20 protein-coding genes are annotated in these 17,658 nt (G+C 65.5%); 12 read left to right on the forward strand and 8 right to left on the reverse strand.

The annotated features are described in order from the left end of the window. Window positions 1-32 precede the first annotated feature (32 nt). The 4 genes from ipdE1 to fadA6 are packed head-to-tail and all read left to right on the forward strand — an operon-like array spanning window position 33 to window position 3,712. A complete protein-coding gene (gene ipdE1 / locus AWC06_RS14720) occupies window positions 33-1,193 on the forward strand; it encodes an acyl-CoA dehydrogenase IpdE1 (protein WP_085198736.1) in 1,161 nt (386 codons plus the stop codon). Further along, on the forward strand, window positions 1,190-1,978 hold the full coding sequence (gene ipdF, locus AWC06_RS14725) for a (5R,7aS)-5-hydroxy-7a-methyl-1-oxo-2,3,5,6,7,7a-hexahydro-1H-indene-carboxyl-CoA reductase (RefSeq protein WP_085198737.1): 789 nt from the start codon (window positions 1,190-1,192) through the stop codon (window positions 1,976-1,978). The genes ipdE1 and ipdF overlap by 4 nt, the downstream gene beginning before the upstream one ends. Then, complete coding sequence (gene kstR2 / locus AWC06_RS14730) at window positions 1,975-2,553, forward strand: TetR family transcriptional regulator KstR2 (RefSeq protein WP_085198738.1); 579 nt, start codon at window positions 1,975-1,977, stop codon at window positions 2,551-2,553. The genes ipdF and kstR2 overlap by 4 nt, the downstream gene beginning before the upstream one ends. Window position 2,554: 1 nt before the next feature. Beyond that, the gene (gene fadA6 / locus AWC06_RS14735; RefSeq protein ID WP_085198739.1) at window positions 2,555-3,712 is read left to right on the forward strand and encodes a steroid 3-ketoacyl-CoA thiolase FadA6; all 1,158 of its coding nucleotides are present in this window, start codon (window positions 2,555-2,557) and stop codon (window positions 3,710-3,712) included. An 87-nt stretch (window positions 3,713-3,799) separates the two neighbouring features. Here the strand turns inward: fadA6 and ipdC are convergent, their stop codons facing one another. The 4 genes from ipdC to echA20 form a co-directional block, all read right to left on the reverse strand. Next, the gene (ipdC, locus tag AWC06_RS14740) at window positions 3,800-4,867 is read right to left on the reverse strand and encodes a (3aS,4S,5R,7aS)-5-hydroxy-7a-methyl-1-oxo-octahydro-1H-indene-4-carboxyl-CoA dehydrogenase (protein WP_085198740.1); all 1,068 of its coding nucleotides are present in this window, start codon (window positions 4,865-4,867) and stop codon (window positions 3,800-3,802) included. 85 nt (window positions 4,868-4,952) lie between these two features. Continuing rightward, on the reverse strand, window positions 4,953-5,693 hold the full coding sequence (gene ipdB / locus AWC06_RS14745; protein ID WP_085198741.1) for a cholesterol ring-cleaving hydrolase subunit IpdB: 741 nt from the start codon (window positions 5,691-5,693) through the stop codon (window positions 4,953-4,955). Continuing rightward, entirely contained in the window at window positions 5,690-6,568 is an 879-nt protein-coding gene (ipdA, locus tag AWC06_RS14750) for a cholesterol ring-cleaving hydrolase subunit IpdA (RefSeq protein ID WP_085198742.1), read from the reverse strand. The genes ipdB and ipdA overlap by 4 nt, the downstream gene beginning before the upstream one ends. Continuing rightward, window positions 6,565-7,308, reverse strand: coding sequence for a (7aS)-7a-methyl-1,5-dioxo-2,3,5,6,7,7a-hexahydro-1H-indene-carboxyl-CoA hydrolase (gene echA20, locus AWC06_RS14755; RefSeq protein ID WP_085198743.1), 744 nt, complete (start codon window positions 7,306-7,308; stop codon window positions 6,565-6,567). Before echA20 ends, ipdA begins: the two co-directional genes overlap by 4 nt. Window positions 7,309-7,372: 64 nt before the next feature. On the opposite strand from echA20, the gene AWC06_RS14760 reads away from it, so the two are divergent. Both AWC06_RS14760 and AWC06_RS14765 read left to right on the forward strand, forming a co-directional pair. Continuing rightward, complete coding sequence (locus AWC06_RS14760; RefSeq protein WP_227370957.1) at window positions 7,373-8,152, forward strand: SDR family oxidoreductase; 780 nt, start codon at window positions 7,373-7,375, stop codon at window positions 8,150-8,152. Between the two features lie 14 nt (window positions 8,153-8,166). Continuing rightward, complete coding sequence (locus AWC06_RS14765; protein ID WP_085198744.1) at window positions 8,167-9,072, forward strand: SDR family oxidoreductase; 906 nt, start codon at window positions 8,167-8,169, stop codon at window positions 9,070-9,072. Here AWC06_RS14765 and AWC06_RS14770 read toward each other — a convergent pair. The 4 genes from AWC06_RS14770 to AWC06_RS14785 are packed head-to-tail and all read right to left on the reverse strand — an operon-like array spanning window position 9,069 to window position 11,528. Then, complete coding sequence (locus AWC06_RS14770; protein WP_085198745.1) at window positions 9,069-9,524, reverse strand: nitroreductase family deazaflavin-dependent oxidoreductase; 456 nt, start codon at window positions 9,522-9,524, stop codon at window positions 9,069-9,071. The genes AWC06_RS14765 and AWC06_RS14770 overlap by 4 nt on opposite strands. Window position 9,525: 1 nt before the next feature. Next, entirely contained in the window at window positions 9,526-9,984 is a 459-nt protein-coding gene (locus AWC06_RS14775; RefSeq protein WP_085198746.1) for a nitroreductase family deazaflavin-dependent oxidoreductase, read from the reverse strand. A 9-nt stretch (window positions 9,985-9,993) separates the two neighbouring features. Then, complete coding sequence (locus AWC06_RS14780) at window positions 9,994-10,368, reverse strand: DUF8021 domain-containing protein (RefSeq protein ID WP_085198747.1); 375 nt, start codon at window positions 10,366-10,368, stop codon at window positions 9,994-9,996. Next, window positions 10,368-11,528 carry a steroid 3-ketoacyl-CoA thiolase gene (locus AWC06_RS14785; protein ID WP_085198748.1) on the reverse strand — a complete coding sequence of 387 codons (1,161 nt, stop codon included), beginning with the start codon at window positions 11,526-11,528 and terminating at the stop codon, window positions 10,368-10,370. The genes AWC06_RS14780 and AWC06_RS14785 overlap by 1 nt, the downstream gene beginning before the upstream one ends. A 119-nt stretch (window positions 11,529-11,647) precedes the next feature. Here AWC06_RS14785 and AWC06_RS14790 point away from each other — a divergent pair, with 119 nt between their 5' ends. Genes AWC06_RS14790 through AWC06_RS14815 form a run of 6 tightly spaced genes read left to right on the forward strand, consistent with a single transcriptional unit; the run spans window position 11,648 to window position 17,585 of the window. After that, the gene (locus AWC06_RS14790) at window positions 11,648-12,913 is read left to right on the forward strand and encodes a cytochrome P450 (protein WP_085198749.1); all 1,266 of its coding nucleotides are present in this window, start codon (window positions 11,648-11,650) and stop codon (window positions 12,911-12,913) included. Beyond that, window positions 12,913-13,926, forward strand: coding sequence for an acyl-CoA dehydrogenase family protein (locus AWC06_RS14795; protein WP_085198750.1), 1,014 nt, complete (start codon window positions 12,913-12,915; stop codon window positions 13,924-13,926). Before AWC06_RS14790 ends, AWC06_RS14795 begins: the two co-directional genes overlap by 1 nt. Continuing rightward, a complete protein-coding gene (gene fadE29, locus AWC06_RS14800; RefSeq protein WP_085198751.1) occupies window positions 13,911-15,074 on the forward strand; it encodes an acyl-CoA dehydrogenase FadE29 in 1,164 nt (387 codons plus the stop codon). Before AWC06_RS14795 ends, fadE29 begins: the two co-directional genes overlap by 16 nt. Continuing rightward, window positions 15,071-16,027: a bifunctional MaoC family dehydratase N-terminal/OB-fold nucleic acid binding domain-containing protein gene (locus tag AWC06_RS14805; protein ID WP_085198752.1), complete on the forward strand. Its 957-nt coding sequence runs from the start codon at window positions 15,071-15,073 to the stop codon at window positions 16,025-16,027. Before fadE29 ends, AWC06_RS14805 begins: the two co-directional genes overlap by 4 nt. After that, window positions 16,024-16,425: a MaoC family dehydratase gene (locus AWC06_RS14810; RefSeq protein WP_085198753.1), complete on the forward strand. Its 402-nt coding sequence runs from the start codon at window positions 16,024-16,026 to the stop codon at window positions 16,423-16,425. The genes AWC06_RS14805 and AWC06_RS14810 overlap by 4 nt, the downstream gene beginning before the upstream one ends. Continuing rightward, window positions 16,425-17,585, forward strand: coding sequence for a lipid-transfer protein (locus AWC06_RS14815; RefSeq protein WP_085198754.1), 1,161 nt, complete (start codon window positions 16,425-16,427; stop codon window positions 17,583-17,585). The genes AWC06_RS14810 and AWC06_RS14815 overlap by 1 nt, the downstream gene beginning before the upstream one ends. Window positions 17,586-17,658: the final 73 nt, after the last annotated feature.

Raw genomic sequence — 17,658 nt, forward strand, 5'->3', positions numbered from 1 at the left:
CAAGCAAGTGCTTGGTAGGTTAGCCTACAGGGGTGCAGGACGTCGAGGAGTTCCGGGCTGAGGTCCGTGACTGGCTGACCGCAAACCTGGTCGGTGAATTCGCCGCGCTCAAGGGTCTCGGCGGGCCGGGTCGCGAACACGAGGCCTTCGAGGAGCGGCTCGCTTGGAACCGGCATCTGGCGAAATCCGGCCTGACCTGTTTGGGCTGGCCGGTCGAGCACGGCGGCCGCGGCCTGTCCGTCGCGCACCGGGTGGCGTTCTACGAGGAATACGCGATCGCCGACGCGCCCGCCAAGGTCAACCACTTCGGGGAGGAACTGCTCGGCCCGACATTGATCCAGTACGGCACGCCCGAGCAGCAGCAGCGGTTCTTGCCGAAGATCCTCGACGTCACCGAGTTGTGGTGCCAGGGCTACTCCGAGCCCGGCGCCGGCAGCGATTTGGCCAACGTGTCCACCACCGCGGTGCTCGACGGCGACCAGTGGGTGATCAACGGGCAGAAGGTGTGGACGTCGCTGGCGCACTGGGCGCAGTGGTGTTTCGTGGTGGCCCGCACCGAGAAGGGCTCCAAGCGGCATGCTGGTTTGTCCTATCTGCTGGTGCCACTGGATCAGCCCGGGGTGCAGATCCGCCCGATCGTGCAGCTGACGGGCGACTCGGAGTTCAACGAGGTGTTCTTCGACGACGCCCGCACCGACGCCGATCTGGTGGTCGGCGCCCCGGGCGACGGGTGGCGGGTCGCCATGGGGACGCTGACCTTCGAGCGTGGCGTGTCCACCCTCGGCCAACAGATCGTCTTCGTGCGCGAGCTGAACGGCGTCGTCGAACTCGCCAAACGCACTGGTGCTGCTGACGATCCGCTGATCCGGGAACGGCTGACCCGGTCTTGGGCAGGCCTGCGGGCGATGCGCTCGTACGCCCTGGCCACCATGGACGTCGAGGGAGGCGGCCAGGCCGCCGGGAAAGATAACGTCTCAAAGCTGTTGTGGGCCAATTGGCATCGGGAGCTCGGTGAGATTGCGATGGATGTGCGGGCCAAGGCGGGCATGGTGTTGGCCGACGGTGATTTCGACGAGTGGCAGCGCCTCTACCTGTTCACGCGGGCCGACACCATCTACGGCGGGTCGAACGAGATTCAGCGCAACATCATCGCCGAGCGGGTGCTCGGCCTGCCCCGGGAGGTCAAGGGATGACGCTCGCCGTCGCACCGAAAGAGGTTGACGGACACGGACTTCTGACCGACAAGGTCGTGATCGTCACGGCGGCGGCCGGCACGGGAATCGGATCGGCCACCGCCCGGCGGGCGCTCGTCGAGGGTGCCGACGTCGTCATCTCCGATCACCACGAACGACGGCTGGGCGAGACGGCTCAAGAGCTGTCCGCGCTCGGGCTGGGCCGGGTGGAGCATGTGCTGTGCGACGTCACCTCCACCGCGCAGGTCGACGCGCTGATCGCTTCTGCGACTGCGCGGATGGGCCGAATCGACGTGCTGGTCAACAACGCCGGGTTGGGCGGCCAAACCTCGGTGGCCGACATGACCGATGAGGAGTGGGACCGCGTCCTGGATGTCACGCTGACGTCGGTGTTCCGTGCTACCCGTGCGGCGCTGCGCTACTTCCGCGACGCCGGCCACGGCGGGGTGATCGTCAACAACGCCAGCGTCCTGGGCTGGCGGGCGCAGCATTCGCAGTCCCACTATGCGGCGGCCAAGGCCGGGGTGATGGCGCTAACCCGGTGCAGCGCAATCGAAGCCGTCGAATACGGAGTGCGGATCAACGCGGTCTCGCCCAGCATCGCCCGGCACAAGTTCTTGGACAAAACCACCTCGGCGGAACTGCTCGATCGGTTGTCGGCAGGCGAGGCGTTCGGACGCGCAGCAGAGCCGTGGGAGGTGGCGGCCACCATTGCGTTTCTGGCCAGCGACTACTCCAGTTACCTGACTGGAGAGGTGATTTCGGTCTCGAGTCAGCACCCATGAACAGACGCGACGAACTTCTGGAACTGGCCGCCGCGATGTTCGCCGAACGCGGCCTGCGGGCGACGACCGTGCGTGATATCGCCGACGGCGCAGGCATCCTGTCCGGCAGCCTCTACCATCACTTCGCCTCCAAGGAGGAGATGGTCGACGAGGTGTTGCGGGGTTTCCTGGACTGGCTGTTCGGCCGCTATCAGGAAATCATTGACACGCAACCAAATCCGCTGGAGCGCCTCAAGGGACTGTTCATGACGTCGTTCGACGCGATCGAGCACCGACATGCCCAGGTCGTCATCTACCAGGATGAGGCGAAGCGGCTGTTGTCGCAGCCCCGCTTCTCCTACATCGAGGACATGAACAAACAGCAGCGCAAGATGTGGGTCGACGTGCTGCACCAGGGCATCGAAGAGGGTTACTTCCGACCGGATCTCGACGTGGACCTGGTTTACCGTTTCATCCGCGACACCACCTGGGTGTCGGTGCGTTGGTATCAACCCGGCGGACCGCTCACCGCGGAGCAGGTGGGTCAGCAGTATCTCGCCATCGTCCTTGGCGGAATCACCAAAGAAGGAGTCTGAAATGGCTGGAGTTTCCCAGGCCTACGTTATCGACGCGGTGCGTACCGCGGTCGGCAAGCGCAATGGATCGCTGGCCGGCGTGCATCCGATCGACCTGGGTGTGGCCGCTTTCCACGGCCTGTTCGACCGTGTCGATGTCGATCCGGCCGCCGTCGATGACGTGATCGTCGGATGCGTGGACGCCCTCGGCGGACAGGCCGGCAACATCGGGCGCAACGCCTGGCTTGCGGCCGGCTACCCCGAGGAGGTGCCCGGTGTCACCGTTGACCGGCAATGTGGATCCAGCCAGCAGGCGATTTCGTTTGGTGCCCAAGCGATTATGTCCGGGACGGCGGATGTGATCCTGGCCGGCGGCATTCAGAACATGAGCCAGATCCCGATCGCCTCGGCCATGGTGGTCGGCAAGGAGTTCGGTTTCACCTCGCCCACCGGCGAATCGAAGAATTGGCTGCATCGTTACGGCGACCAGGAAATCTCGCAGTTCCGCGGCGCGGAGTTGATCGCCGAGCGATGGAACCTGTCCCGCGAGGAGATGGAGCAGTTCGCGCTGACCAGCCATGAGCGCGCGCTCGCAGCGATCAGGGGCGGGCATTTCGACAACGAGATCGTGGCAGTCGGCGATTTCCGGATCGACGAGGGCCCGCGAGAGACGTCGCTGGAGAAGATGGCCGCCCTGAAGACTCTGTCGGAGGGCGGCCGGCTGACCGCGGCGGTGGCGAGCCAGATTTCCGACGGCGCCAGCGCGGTACTGCTGGCCTCCGAGCAGGCGGTCAAGGACCACAAGCTCACCCCGCGGGCCCGCATCCACCACATCAGTGCCCGCGGTGCGGATCCGGTGTTCATGCTGACCGGGCCGATTCCGGCCACCCGCTACGCGCTGGAAAAGACCGGGCTCTCGATCGACGACGTCGACACCGTCGAGATCAACGAGGCCTTCGCGCCGGTCGTGCTGGCGTGGCTCAAGGAGATCAAGGCCGACCCGGAGAAGGTCAACCCCAACGGCGGGGCGATCGCGCTCGGGCATCCGCTGGGCGCCACCGGGGCCAAGCTGTTCACCACCATGCTCAACGAGCTGGAGCGCACCGGCGGCCGGTATGGCCTGCAGACGATGTGCGAGGGCGGCGGCACCGCCAACGTCACCATCATCGAACGACTGTAGGGGCGCTCATCGCGTCGAGTGTGGGGGTTATGCACGGCATTTCGAGGATTTCTGTCCACAACCCACACACTCGGCGTCGGTGAAGGGTTACTCCACCAGCGCGGATGCGGCCTGCAGATGCTTGATGGCGTCGGCGACGATTGTCTGGATCAGCTCGGCGCACGACGGCAGGTCGTCGAGGATGCCGGCCACCTGACCGGAGGCCAGCACCCCGGCCTCGGTATTGCCCTCCACCAGACCGGCTTTCAGCAGCATCGGGGTGTTGGCCGCCATCACTACCTGCGACCAGGTCAGGTCCTTGCCGTGACGCATTGCCAGGCCGTCGGCGATCATCGACCGCCAGGTCATCTGCGACATCTTCTTGAACTTGGCGGCGTTGCGCATCGCAGCAGTGAAGCCCCTTGCCCGCGAACCGCTTTCCAGCTTCTCCACCAGCCCGGTGCGCAACACGCGGTGCGGCATGCCATCGACGCGGGTGGTGACCACGGTGCCGTCCAGAGCCGCCTCCAAATAACGCTGCTTGACTGCGTCGGGCACGGTGGAATCCGAGGTGAGCAGAAACCGGGTACCCATCGCGACACCGGCTGCGCCGTAGCACAATGCGGCGGCCAGCCCCCGCCCGTCGAAGAACCCGCCCGCGGCGACGACGGGGATGTCTGTCTCTTTCAAGGCGTCCAGCACCGACGGCAGCAGCAGGGTCGTCGCGACAGGACCGGTGTGCCCGCCGCCCTCGCCGCCCTGCACGATCACGGCGTCGGCGCCCCACGCCGCCACCTTGCGCGCATGTTTGGCCGCGCCGATCGACGGAATCACCACCAAGCCGGCGTCTTTCAGCCGACTGATCAACTCCTGCTTGGGGGCCAAGGCGAATGATGCCACCCTGACGCCTTCTCGGAGCATCAGATCCACCCGGTCGTCCGCGTCGGCGGCGTCGGCGCGGATGTTCACGCCGAACGGCTTGTCGGTCGCCGCCTTCACCTTGCCGATGGCCGTTGCCAATTCATCTAGCGTCATGGTGGCCGACGCCAGGATGCCCAGCCCTCCAGCGTTGGCGGTGGCGGATACCAGCCGCGCGCCGGCTACCCAGCCCATTCCCGTTTGAACCACCGGGTGCTCGACACCGATCAGCTCGGTCAGCGGCGTGCGCAATTTCATAGCCACCGCCGACGATGCAGTGGGGGCACCCCCAGCCGCGAAGCGGCGAGGGGGACGAAGCGATGAGGAGGAGGCGGAATAATCATTAACGTATCTCTCGGTCGCGCAATGCTTTCGGGTCGATGACTTCGCGGATCAGGCGCAGTTCCTCGTCGGTCGGTAGCCTGGTCTCTTCCGCCTCGCCGAGACCGTGCACCTCGAACGAGGTGGCTTCGCGGACGTCATCGGCGGATACCCCGGGGTGCAGGCTCAGCGCCCGCATCGACCGGTCGGGCGCGGTGAAGTCGAACACGCCGAGGTTGGACACCACGCGATAGACCCCGGTGAACCGGAAGGCGGGATTGTCGGCGTCCACCTTGTCGTATCCGATACCGCAGACCACGTCGACGGCCTCACAGAACACCCGTTTCGAATGGTTGCCGACCCAGTAGCTGGTCGCGTGATTGATCGCGTTGCCGGGTGCACCGCGTACCCCGAACATTTGACGGGTCGGATGCTGTAGCGGCCCAAACGCTGAGATGTTCTGATTGCCAAAGCGGTCAACCTGATTGGCGCCCATCACCACATGCCGCCGTCCCCAGGCCAGCGTCTCGAACACCCGGCCAAAAGGCATCCAGCCCTCGACGGCTCCCGACCCGCCCAGCGCGGGGGTGTCAGCCAACAGCTGGGCCTCGCCGTCGGTGAGCAGGATGTCGGGCGAGAAGGTCAACCGGGCCAGCCGCGCGCCGACAGAGGCCATGTTCGTCATCGGGCTGACCATGATCTCGCCGGCATCGCGGAACAACTCGGCGCAGGCGACGGCGCACACCTCGGCTCGGGTGCTCATGATGATGCTCCAAATTTGCGCACGGCCTCCTGGTAGTCGGCCTCGTTACCGGACAGGTACTCCGCGACGAACCGCTGCCAGCCTTCGTCGGTCGAGGCGGCTTCGGCGTAGTGCCGCTGGAACTTTTCATCGCGCCCGTAATCCGGTGCCGCCGTGGTGAAGTGGGCGCCTCCGGGGGCTTCGACGACGGCGTCGACCATCATCCGATTCACCAGTAGCGCCTGCGGAGGAACCGCCTTGACCAGCTCCTCGGTAGGCACCAGGCGCTCCACCGACAGGTACCGCTGCTCGGCGGCCATCAGGAAGAGGTCATCGAAGTAGGGGTCGATGCCGGTGTAGGCGGCATTACCTTGCGGGTCACCAAGATTGAGATGCACGAAGGCCGCATCGAGGCGCAGCGCCGGCATGGCGATCAGCGTCTCGTGGCCGCCACCCGGAGACGGATACGGTGAGGTGACGGTCTTCAGCTCACCCTCGAAGAAGTCCGGCACCGAACTGCCCAGCCCGGCGCGAATCGGCAAGAACGGCAATCGTTGCGCCGCTGCCTGCAGCCCGCAGCGCAGCATGCCCTCGTCCATTTCCCGGGCTTCGATCGCGCCGCTGGTGCGTGCGCGTGCGAACCAGGGATCGTAGAACGGCGGCGAGTCCAGCGAGACGAAGCCGTAGTACACGCGGCGCACCTTGCCTGCCGAGCACAGCAATCCGATGTCCGGCCCGCCGTAGGTGACCACGGTCAGATCGGTGACTTCGCTGCGCAGGATGGCGCGCACGAACGCCATCGGTTTGCGCCGTGATCCCCAGCCGCCGATCCCGATGGTCATGCCGCTGCGCAAACCGGCGACGGCGTTGTACAGGGTCGTCAACTTGTTGCTCATGACTTCTTCACAAACGCGTCGCGGTGCTCGTCGGAAACCCCGGCGAGGTTGAGTTCGAAGGTAAAGCCCTGTTCCATGCGGTAACTGGTGTTGACCCGCTGCACGTCGATGAAGTTCAGCGCCTCCTTGGCCGCGCGGATAACCCGGGTGTCCTTGGCGGCGATGTCGCGGGCGACCCGTAATGCCGCCTCGTCCAACTCGTCTCGGGGCACTACTTCGTGCACCGAGCCGAAGTGGTGCAGGGTGGCGGCGTCGACGGTGGCCGCCGTGAAGAACAGTCGTCGCATCATGTGCTGTGGCACCAACCGCGACAGATGGGTGGCCGCTCCGAGCGCACCGCGTTCCACTTCGGGCAGTCCGAACGTCGCATCGTCAGAAGCCACGATGACATCGGCGTTGCCAACCAATCCGATGCCGCCGCCGACGCAGAATCCGTTGACCGCGGCGATCACCGGGACCGCGCATTCGTACACCGCCCGAAATGCCTCGAAGCAGCCGCGGTTCGCGTCGATAAGTGCGGTGAAGCCTTCAGTGCGCTGCATCTCCTTGATGTCCACCCCGGCATTGAAGCCGCGGCCCTCGGCCCGCAGGATCACCACGTGGGTGTCGGGATTGCCGCCCGCGGCGGAAAGCGCGTCGGCGAGTTCGAACCAGCCACGCGAGGGTATGGCGTTGACCGGCGGGAAGTCGACCGTGATCGCGACTATGCCCGGTTCGGTGAGTTTCGAGGTGATCGGCATGGCACTTTCCTGAGGACCTGTGGACGATTTACCTAAGCAAGCACTTGCTTGGTACGCTAGCACAGTGACCCGCGCCGAAGGAGACCCCGTGATCAACTTCGGGCTGGCAGGACGGGTGGTGCTGGTAACCGGCGGGGTTCGCGGTGTCGGCGCCGGCATCAGCGCGGTCTTCGCCGAGCAAGGCGCGACGGTGGTGACCTGCGCGAGACGCCCGGTCGAGGGGCTGCCCTACGAGTTCCACAGCTGCGACATCCGCGACGACGACGCGGTCAAGGCGATGATCGACGCGGTGTTCGATCGGCACGGCCGGCTCGACGTCGTGGTCAACAACGCCGGCGGCTCGCCGTATGTGCTGACTGCGGACTCCAGCGCGAAGTTCAACCGCAAGATCATCGAGCTCAACCTGATCGGCGCGCTGTCGGTTTCACAGCACGCCAACGACAAGATGCAAAGCCAGCCGCAGGGCGGGTCGATCGTCAACATCACCAGCGTCAGCGGCCGCCGCCCAACACCGGGTACCGCTGCCTACGGAGCGGCCAAGGCGGGCCTGGAGAGCCTTACCCAGACGCTGGCGGTGGAGTGGGCGCCGAAAGTGCGAGTGAATGCGCTTGTGGTCGGCATGGTGGAGACCGAACAGGCCGACCTGTTCTACGGCGACGCCGCATCGATCGCCGCGATTTCAAAGAACGTGCCGCTCGGCCGACTGGCCAAACCCACCGATGTCGGTTGGCCTGCAGCGTTTTTGGCGTCGGATGCAGCGTCGTACATCAGCGGCGCCACCTTGGAGGTGCATGGCGGCGGCGAACCGCCGCCCTATCTGGGCACAACGAGCGCGATCAAGTAGAGGAGACAACGGATATGGGGTTGCTCGACGGGCGGGTGGTCATCGTCACCGGAGCGGGCGGCGGTATCGGCCGCGCCCATGCGCTTGCCTTCGCGGCCGAAGGTGCACGTGTCGTGGTCAACGACATCGGGGTGGGCCTGGACGGTTCGCCGGCGAGCGGCGGCAGCGCGGCGCAGAGTGTAGTCGACGAAATCACCGCGGCCGGAGGCGAAGCCGTCGCCAACGGGTCCGACGTCTCCGACTGGAATCAAGCGGCGAGCCTCATTCAGACCGCCGTGGGTACCTTCGGCGGACTCGACGTGCTGGTGAACAACGCCGGCATCGTGCGCGACAGGATGATCGCCAACACCAGCGAAGAGGAGTTCGACGCCGTCATCGCCGTGCACCTCAAGGGCCACTTCGCCACGATGCGCCACGCGGCCTCGTACTGGCGCGGTTTGTCCAAGGAGGGGAAAACCGTTGAGGCACGGATCATCAACACCAGTTCCGGTGCCGGCCTGCAGGGCAGCGTCGGGCAGGGGAACTACAGTGCGGCCAAGGCCGGCATCGCGGCGATGACGCTCGTCGCCGCCGCCGAAATGGGTCGTTACGGCGTGACCGTCAACGCGATCGCGCCGTCTGCCCGCACCCGGATGACCGAGACCGTCTTTGCGGAGATGATGGCCAAGCCCGACGAGGGGTTCGACGCGATGGCGCCGGAGAACGTTTCACCGCTGGTGGTGTGGCTGGGCAGCAGCGAGTCAAAAGACGTGACGGGCAAGGTCTTCGAGGTCGAGGGCGGCATCATCCGCGTCGCCGAGGGGTGGGCGCACGGTCCGCAGGTCGACAAGGCCGCGAGGTGGGATCCGGCCGAACTCGGACCCGTCGTCGCAGATCTGCTGGCCAAGGCGCGGCCGCCGGTTCCGGTCTACGGCGCCTAGCCCGCCGGTTCGCAGACCACCAACGGGATCACCCGGTCGGTGGCATCCCGATATCCGCGATAGGGCGGGTACAGCTTGATCAGCGCCGGCCAATAGCGGCGGCGTTCGTCGTCGGTCGCGTCACGGGCGATCAACTTCATCTGCTCGGCACGGATCTGCACTTGCACCTCGGGATTGTCTTTGAGGTTGCGATACCACGCCGGGTTCTCGGCGCGACCGCCGAACGACGCCGGCAAGATCACTCGGTCGCCGTCGCGCAGGTACAGCGTCGGGGTGGTGCGCGCCTCGCCCGACTTGCGACCGGTGGTGGTCAGTAGCGCCGCCGGAAACCACAGCAACCTGGCGCCGAGTCGACCGTTGGTCCGTCGATATACCCAGATATGAGCGCGGGCAAAGTATTTGAGCAGCAGCGCGAGAAAGCGTGAGTTGCGAATCCACCGCCGCTGCGTCACGTCACCGGGCGGGATCGCAGATGACGATCGGGATCTTCCGGTCGGTCCACGACTGGTAGTCGTCGTAGGAGGAGTACATCTGAACCAGTTGCGGCCAATAGTAGGAGCGTTCCTCGTCGGTCGCGTCGCGTGCGACGAGTTCGAGCACCTCTTTTTTGATCTGCACCGAAACCTTGGGATTGGCCTTGAGGTTGAGATACCACATCGGGTTCTTCTCCCGGCCGCCATGGGAAGCCACCACAATCACGCGGTCACCGTCGCGTAGATACAGCAGCGGGCTCACCCGCGGCTGACCGGTCTTGCGGCCCGTGGTGGTCAGCAATGCGACCGGCGCGCCCTGCAGAAACTTATTGCCGATCCTGCCGCCGCTGGCCTTGTACAGCCACGTATTGATGCGCGACATCCATTTGATGATGACGCCGGTGCCCGACGAGTTAAGCGCGCGCGGCGGATTGGCCATCGGTGATCCCTATCGCTGAATGAACGGGCGGAGGTGCGCCCTGATGTGGTGGATCATGCCATCCTCGGCCGGGATCACGAACGTCTCGTCGATGTGCACGCCCACCCGCCGCCCGGCGAGCGACGGCTTGGTGACCAAGTCGAAGCGCGCCCGTACTTCGTCGCCGTCGACGCGGAACCCGGGCGTCGTCGCCGCCGCGATGACCCGATACTGCGGGCCGCGATTCAGGCTGCGGCGCAGATGGTTTCCGGAGAAGCCGGTCTTGATGCCGATCTCGATGCGGGTGCAGTCCGGGGCGAACGGAACCGAGTCGCCGTCGTGGCTGACGAGCGCGTCGATGTAGGACTGGGCCGCGGCGATGCGGTCGTCGTCGGAGACTCCCACTAGATGCGCTCGATAATGGTGCCCGTGGACAGCGCGCCGCCGGCGCACATGGTGATCAGCGCCGTGCTCTGATCGGAACGCTCCAACTCATGCAGCGCGGTGGTGAACAGCCGGCTGCCGGTGCAGCCCACCGGATGGCCCAGCGCGATCGCGCCGCCGTTGACGTTGACGCGCGCCATGTCGGCGTTGTGCACCCGCGCCCAGGACAACACCACCGAGGCGAATGCCTCGTTGATCTCGACGATGTCGATGTCGCCCATCTTCATGCCGGCCTTCTCCAGCACCTTCGCGGTCGACTGCACCGGGCCGTCGAGGTGGTAGTACGGTTCGGCGCCGACCAGTGCCTGGCTGACGATCCGCGCGCGTGGCCGCAAGCCCAGCGCTTTTGCCTTGTCTTCATCCATCCACAGCACCGCCGCCGCGCCGTCGGAGATCTGCGACGACGTGCCCGCGGTGTGGATGCCGCCCTCGAGCACCGGCTTGAGCTGGCTCAAGCCCTCCAGCGTGGTGTCCCGCAGACCCTGGTCGCGGCTCACCATGTGCCGCTCACTGGTGGGCTGCTTCTGGTCGTCGAGCACCGGCGCCTCGATCGGTGAGATCTCGCGGTCGAACCGGCCCTCGTCCCAGGCCTGCTTGGCATGTTGCTGTGAGGCCAGTCCGAACTCGTCAATATCGGCGCGGGTGATGCCGCGACGCTTGGCGATGCGCTCCGCCGCCTCGAACTGGTTCGGCAGGTCGATGTCCCACGACTCCGCCCGCCAGTTGCGGTCGGGACCGGCGTTGGCGCCCAGCCCGACGCGGCTCATCGCCTCGATTCCGCAGGCGATGCCGACGTCGATGGCGCCGGTCGCGATCAGGCCGGCGATCAGGTGGTTGGCTTGCTGTCCGCTGCCGCACTGGCAGTCGACGGTGGTGGCGCCGACGTGTTCGGGCAGGCCTGCGGTCAGCCACGACGTGCGGGTGATGTTGTTCGACTGCTCCGCGTATTGGGTGACGCAGCCGCCGATGAGCTGCTCGACATCGCCGGCGTCGATACCCGCCTTCTGCACCAGCGCCTTCTGCACCGCGCCCAGCAGCTCGGTGGCATGCAGCCCAGACAACCATCCGGCGCGTTTGCCGATGGGGCTACGGGTGGCTTCAACGATTACCGGGTTACCCATGACCGTCAGGCTAGAACACGTTTCATTACTCTGACAAGCGACGATGCTTTAGCGCCTTTTGTCTGCGGTGGAGCCATGTTTTACTGGCACTAGAACACGTTGCATTGAGGAGCGGACTGATGCCCACTTCGAATAGGGCCCCCAACATACCCCCCGGGTTCGACTTCACTGACCCCGACATCTACACCGAGCGGCTGCCGATGGAGGAGTTCGCCGAACTGCGCAGCTCAGCGCCGATCTGGTGGAACGCGCAGGCCCCGGGTAACGGCGGCGGCTTCCACGACGGCGGCTTCTGGGCGATCACCAAACTCAACGACGTCAAGGAGATATCGCGGCGCAGCGACGTCTTCTCCAGTTACGAGAACGGGGTGATCCCGCGGTTCAACAACGACATCGCCCGCGAGGACATCGAGGTCCAACGGTACGTGATGCTGAACATGGACGCCCCGCATCACACCAGGCTGCGCAAGATCATCTCCCGCGGTTTCACGCCGCGCGCTGTGGAACGGCTGCGCGACGAGCTCCACGAGCGCGCGCAGAAGATCGCCAAAGCCGCGGCCGCCGCGGGTTCCGGCGACTTCGTCGAGCAGGTGTCCTGTGAGTTGCCGCTGCAGGCGATCGCGGGTTTGCTGGGTGTGCCCCAGGAGGACCGCGACAAGCTGTTCCGTTGGTCCAACGAAATGACCGGCAACGACGACCCCGAGTACGCCGACATCGACCCCAAGGCGAGCTCGGCCGAGCTGATCATGTACGCGATGAAGATGGCCGAGGAGAAGGCCAAAAACCCCGGCGACGACATCGTGACGCAGCTGATCGAGGCCGACATCGAAGGCGAGAAGCTCTCCGACGACGAGTTCGGCTTCTTCGTGGTGATGCTCGCGGTCGCGGGCAACGAGACCACCCGCAACTCCATCACCCAGGGCATGATGGCGTTCGCCGACCACCCCGATCAGTGGGAGCTCTACAAAAAGGAACGCCCGGAGACCGCCGCCGACGAGATCGTGCGCTGGGCCACCCCCGTCACCTGTTTCCAGCGCACCGCGCTGGAGGACTACGAATTGTCGGGCGTGCAGATCAAGAAGGGCCAGCGGGTGGTGATGTTCTACCGCTCGGCCAACTTCGACGAAGAGGTCTTCGAGGACCCGTACACGTTCAACATTCTGCGCGACCCCAACCCACACGTCGGGTTCGGCGGCACCGGCGCCCACTACTGCATCGGTGCCAACCTGGCGAAGATGACGATCAACCTGATCTTCAACGCGGTCGCCGACAATATGCCGGACCTCAAACCGATTTCGAAGCCTGAGCGGCTGCGGTCCGGGTGGCTCAACGGCATCAAACACTGGCAGGTGGACTACACCGGCAAGTGCCCGGTGGACCACTGATGGACTTCACGCCGGACCCGGCGCAGCAGGCTGTCGCCGATGTCGTCACATCGGTCTTGGACCGAGACAGTACGTGGGAGGCGCTGGTTTCCGGCGGAGTGACGGCGCTGCCGGTACCGGAGCGGTTGGGCGGTGACGGCGTCGGCCTGCCCGAGGTGGCGACGGCGCTGACCGAGATCGGTCGCCACGGCTTCGTCGGCCCCGCACTGGCCACTCTCGGTTTCGGTGCGCTGCCGTTGCTGGACCTGGCCTCCGACGACCAGCAGGACCGCTACCTCGCCGGCCTGGGCAAGGGTTCGGTGCTCACCGCCGCGCTGAACGAACCCGGCACGGCGTTGCCGCCGCGACCCGCGACGACCTTGGCGCACAATCGGCTGTCCGGCAACAAAATCGGTGTCGGCTATGCCGAGAAGGCGGAGTGGATGGTGGTGACCACCGACAGCGCCGTCGTCGTGGTGTCACCCAAGGCCGACGGCGTACACCTGACGAAGACACCGACTTCCAACGGATCCGACGAGTATGTGGCGACGTTCAGCGATGCGGAGGTCGACAGTGTGCTGACGGGAGCGACCGCGCACCGTGTCAACCAACTGGCGTTGGCGGCCGTCGGCGCCTACGCGGCCGGCCTGGTCGCCGGTGCGCTGCGGTTGACCGCCGATTACGTGGCCAACAGACACCAGTTCGGCAAGCCGCTGTCGACCTTCCAGACCGTCGCCGCGCAGCTTGCCGAGGTCTACATCGCGTCGCGGACCATCGATTTGGCGGCGACGTCGGTGATCTGGAGGCTTGCCGAGGGACGTGACGCCGACCAGGATCTGGATGTGCTCGGCTACTGGATTGCCTCGCAGGCGCCGCCCGCGATGCAGACTTGCCACCACCTGCACGGCGGAATGGGCATGGACATCACCTATCCGATGCCGCGGTACTACTCCACGATCAAGGACCTGGCCAGGCTGCTGGGCGGGCCTTCTCATCGCCTGGATCTGGTAGGAGCGCAATGTTCATCGACCTGACTCCGGAGCAGCGCCAGCTGCAAGCCGAAGTGCGGCAATACTTCTCGAATCTGATCTCGCCCGAAGAGCGCAAGGAGATGGAGGCCGACCGGCACGGCAAGGCCTATCGCGCGGTGATCCGCCGGATGGGCCGCGACGGCAAGCTCGGTGTTGGCTGGCCAAAGGAGTTCGGCGGCCACGGTTTCGGTCCGATCGAGCAGCAGATCTTCGTCAACGAAGCCCATCGGGCCGATGTGCCGTTGCCCGCCGTGACGCTGCAGACAGTAGGCCCCACACTGCAGGTTTTCGGCAGCGAGATGCAGAAGAAGAAGTTCCTGCCGGCCATCCTGGCCGGCGAAGTCCACTTCGCGATCGGCTACACCGAGCCGGAGGCCGGAACCGATCTTGCATCGTTGCGCACCACCGCCGTTCGACACGGCGACGAGTACATCGTCAACGGGCAGAAGATCTTCACCACGGGTGCCCACGATGCCGACTACATCTGGTTGGCCTGCCGCACGGACCCGGATGCTGTTAAGCACAAGGGGATTTCGATCCTCATTGTCGACACCAAGGATCCCGGTTACTCCTGGACACCGATCATCCTGTCCGACGGGGCCCACCACACGAATGCCACCTACTACAACGACGTCCGCGTGCCCGCCGACATGCTGGTCGGCGAGGAGAACGGTGGATGGAGGCTGATCACCACCCAGCTCAACAACGAGCGGGTGATGCTCGGTCCGGCAGGTCGGTTCGCCGGCATCTACGATCGCGTGCACGCGTGGGCGTCCAAGCCGGGCGGCGACGGCGTCACACCGATCGACCACGACGACGTCAAGCGAGCGCTTGGCGAGATCCATTCGATCTGGCGGATCAACGAATTGCTGAACTGGCAGGTGGCGGCGGCAGGCGAGGACATCAACGTGGCCGATGCCGCTGCGACGAAAGTATTTGGTACCGAACGAGTTCAGTATGTCGGTCGGCTCGCCGAGGAGATCGTCGGCAAGTACGGTAATCCCGCCGAGCCGGACACCGCTGAGCTGCTGGAGTGGCTGGACTCGCAAACCAAGCGCAACCTCGTGATCACGTTCGGTGGTGGCGTCAACGAAGTCATGCGCGAGATGATCGCCGCGTCGGGCCTGAAAGTTCCGAGGGTGCCTCGATGACCGACATGCACGCCATCCAGGAAAAGGTGGCACAGGTCAAGGCAGCGGGCAAGAGCAAGTCGCGCGCCGGCCGGGATCCGGTGAATCGGCCGATGATTCATCACTGGGTCGACGCGATGGGTGACAAGAACCCGATCTACGTCGACGAGGCGGCCGCTCGGGCGGCGGGGCATCCCGGAATCGTCGCGCCACCGGCCATGATTCAGGTATGGACGATGATGGGGCTCGGCGGAGTCCGCCCCGACGACGACCCGCTGGGACCCATCATCCGGCTGTTCGACGACGCCGGCTATATCGGTGTGGTCGCCACCAACTGCGAGCAGACCTATCACCGGTATCTGCAGCCGGGCGAGGAGGTCAGCGTCAGCGCCGAGCTGACCGATGTGGTCGGCCCCAAGCAGACCGCGCTGGGCGAAGGGTATTTCATCAACCAGCACATCACCTGGCAGGTGGGTGACGAGGACGTCGCCGAAATGAATTGGCGGATCCTCAAGTTCCGGCCGCGTGAGGGCGAGAAGCCGGCAGTGCCGGACGACCTCGATCCGGCAGCGATGATGCGCCCCTCGTCGTCGAAGGACACCCAATTCTTCTGGGACGGTGTGAACGCACACGAATTGCGGATTCAGAAACGCGTCGACGGCAGCCTGCAGCACCCGCCGGTGCCCGCCGTGTGGCAGGACAAAGACGCGCCGATCGACTACATCGTGGCCAGCGGCAAGGGGACCGTGTTCAGCTTTGTGGTGCACCACGCACCGAAGGTGCCCGGACGGACCCTGCCGTTCGTCATCGCGCTGGTCGAACTCGAGGAGGGTGTCCGGATGCTCGGCGAGTTGCGGGGGGCCGATCCCGCAAGTGTGCAGATCGGAATGGCTGTACGCGCAACCTATCTCGACTTTCCCGAGAGTGACGCCGGGCCGGCCTGGACGCTGTATGCCTGGGAGCCCGACGCATGAGCGCACCGGTTGTCGAAGTGGGCACAGTGCTGCCCGAACTCAAGCTCTACGGCGATCCGACGTTCATCGTGTCGACGGCGATCGCAACGCGTGACTACCAGGATGTGCACCACGACCGGGACAAGGCGCAGGCGAAGGGATCCAAGGACATCTTCGTCAACATTCTCACCGACACGGGGTTGGTGGAGCGGTTCATCACCGACTGGGCCGGGCCATCGGCAATCATCAAGTCGATCGGGCTGCGGCTGGGCGTGCCATGGTATGCCTATGACACGGTGACATTCTCCGGCGAGGTCACGGCCATCGAAGATGGCCTGATCACCGTGAAAGTGGTGGGCCGCAACAGCCTTGGCGACCACGTCATCGCAACCGCGACGCTGACGATAGGCGGTGCGTAGTGCTATCGGGTAAAGCCGCGATCGTCGGAATCGGTGCCACCGACTTCTCCAAGGACTCTGGCCGCAGCGAGCTCCGGCTGGCGGCCGAGGCGGTGGCCGACGCCCTCGACGATGCCGGGCTCAGCCCCTCCGACGTCGACGGGCTCACCACGTTCACGATGGACAGCAACACCGAAATCGCCGTCGCCCGCGCGGCCGGAATCAGTGAGCTGAAGTTCTTTTCCAAGATTCACTACGGCGGCGGGGCGGCGTGCGCGATTGTCCAGCAGGCGGCGATGGCCGTCGCCACGGGGGTGGCCGATGTCGTAGTGGCGTACCGGGCGTTCAACGAGCGCTCCGGCATGCGATTCGGCCAGGTGCAGTCCCGGTTGACCGAGAACGCGGATTCCACCGGTGTCGACAATTCGTTCTCCTACCCGCACGGCCTTTCCACGCCGGCCGCGCAAGTGGCGATGATCGCCAAGCGCTACATGCACCTCTCCGGTGCGAGCAGCCGAGACTTCGGCGCCATCTCGGTGGCCGACCGCAAGCACGCCGCCAATAACCCCAAGGCCTACTTTTACGAAAAGCCGATAACCATTGAAGACCACCAGAATTCGCGGTGGATAGCCGAGCCGCTGCGGCTACTGGACTGCTGCCAGGAGACCGACGGCGCGGTGGCGATCGTGGTGACGTCGCCGGAGCGCGCGAAGGACCTCAAGCATCGGCCGGTGATCATCCAGGCGGCGTCGCAGGGCTCCAGCCCCGACCAGTACACGATGGTCAGCTACTACCGGCCCGAGCTCGACGGCCTGCCCGAGATGGGGCTGGTCGGCAAGCAACTCTGGGAGCAGTCCGGCCTGAAGCCAACCGACATCCAGACCGCCATCCTCTACGACCACTTCACTCCGTTCACGCTGATCCAGTTGGAGGAGTTGGGATTCTGCGGCTGGGGCGAGGCGAAGGACTTCATTGCCGACGGGGCAATCGAGATCGGTGGGCGGCTGCCCATCAACACCCATGGCGGGCAGCTCGGCGAGGCCTACATCCACGGCATGAACGGAATCGCCGAGGGCGTGCGCCAATTGCGCGGCACCTCGGTGAACCAGGTACCGGACGTCGAGCATGTGCTCGTCACCGCCGGCACCGGCGTCCCCACGTCGGGCCTCATCCTGGGCTAGCTGGCGCCCTTCGCGCCGAGCGTAACGCCCTGGCGAAATCTCGCCAGAAATCCCGCCCTAGCGTTACGGTCGC

It is taken from the genome of Mycobacterium fragae, assembly GCF_002102185.1.
Taxonomy (GTDB): Bacteria; Actinomycetota; Actinomycetes; order Mycobacteriales; family Mycobacteriaceae; genus Mycobacterium; species Mycobacterium fragae.

What these genes read in the sequence shown, in the direction of transcription:
- ipdF (WP_085198737.1), top strand. Translation starts at nt 1,190, where the DNA reads ATGACGCTCGCCGTCGCACCGAAAGAGGTTGACGGACACGGACTTCTG.
- kstR2 (WP_085198738.1), top strand. Translation starts at nt 1,975, where the DNA reads ATGAACAGACGCGACGAACTTCTGGAACTGGCCGCCGCGATGTTCGCC.
- fadA6 (WP_085198739.1), top strand. Translation starts at nt 2,555, where the DNA reads ATGGCTGGAGTTTCCCAGGCCTACGTTATCGACGCGGTGCGTACCGCG.
- ipdC (WP_085198740.1), bottom strand. Translation starts at nt 4,867, where the DNA reads ATGAAATTGCGCACGCCGCTGACCGAGCTGATCGGTGTCGAGCACCCG.
- ipdB (WP_085198741.1), bottom strand. Translation starts at nt 5,693, where the DNA reads ATGAGCACCCGAGCCGAGGTGTGCGCCGTCGCCTGCGCCGAGTTGTTC.
- ipdA (WP_085198742.1), bottom strand. Translation starts at nt 6,568, where the DNA reads ATGAGCAACAAGTTGACGACCCTGTACAACGCCGTCGCCGGTTTGCGC.
- echA20 (WP_085198743.1), bottom strand. Translation starts at nt 7,308, where the DNA reads ATGCCGATCACCTCGAAACTCACCGAACCGGGCATAGTCGCGATCACG.
- AWC06_RS14765 (WP_085198744.1), top strand. Translation starts at nt 8,167, where the DNA reads ATGGGGTTGCTCGACGGGCGGGTGGTCATCGTCACCGGAGCGGGCGGC.
- AWC06_RS14775 (WP_085198746.1), bottom strand. Translation starts at nt 9,984, where the DNA reads ATGGCCAATCCGCCGCGCGCGCTTAACTCGTCGGGCACCGGCGTCATC.
- AWC06_RS14785 (WP_085198748.1), bottom strand. Translation starts at nt 11,528, where the DNA reads ATGGGTAACCCGGTAATCGTTGAAGCCACCCGTAGCCCCATCGGCAAA.
- AWC06_RS14790 (WP_085198749.1), top strand. Translation starts at nt 11,648, where the DNA reads ATGCCCACTTCGAATAGGGCCCCCAACATACCCCCCGGGTTCGACTTC.
- AWC06_RS14795 (WP_085198750.1), top strand. Translation starts at nt 12,913, where the DNA reads ATGGACTTCACGCCGGACCCGGCGCAGCAGGCTGTCGCCGATGTCGTC.
- fadE29 (WP_085198751.1), top strand. Translation starts at nt 13,911, where the DNA reads ATGTTCATCGACCTGACTCCGGAGCAGCGCCAGCTGCAAGCCGAAGTG.
- AWC06_RS14805 (WP_085198752.1), top strand. Translation starts at nt 15,071, where the DNA reads ATGACCGACATGCACGCCATCCAGGAAAAGGTGGCACAGGTCAAGGCA.
- AWC06_RS14810 (WP_085198753.1), top strand. Translation starts at nt 16,024, where the DNA reads ATGAGCGCACCGGTTGTCGAAGTGGGCACAGTGCTGCCCGAACTCAAG.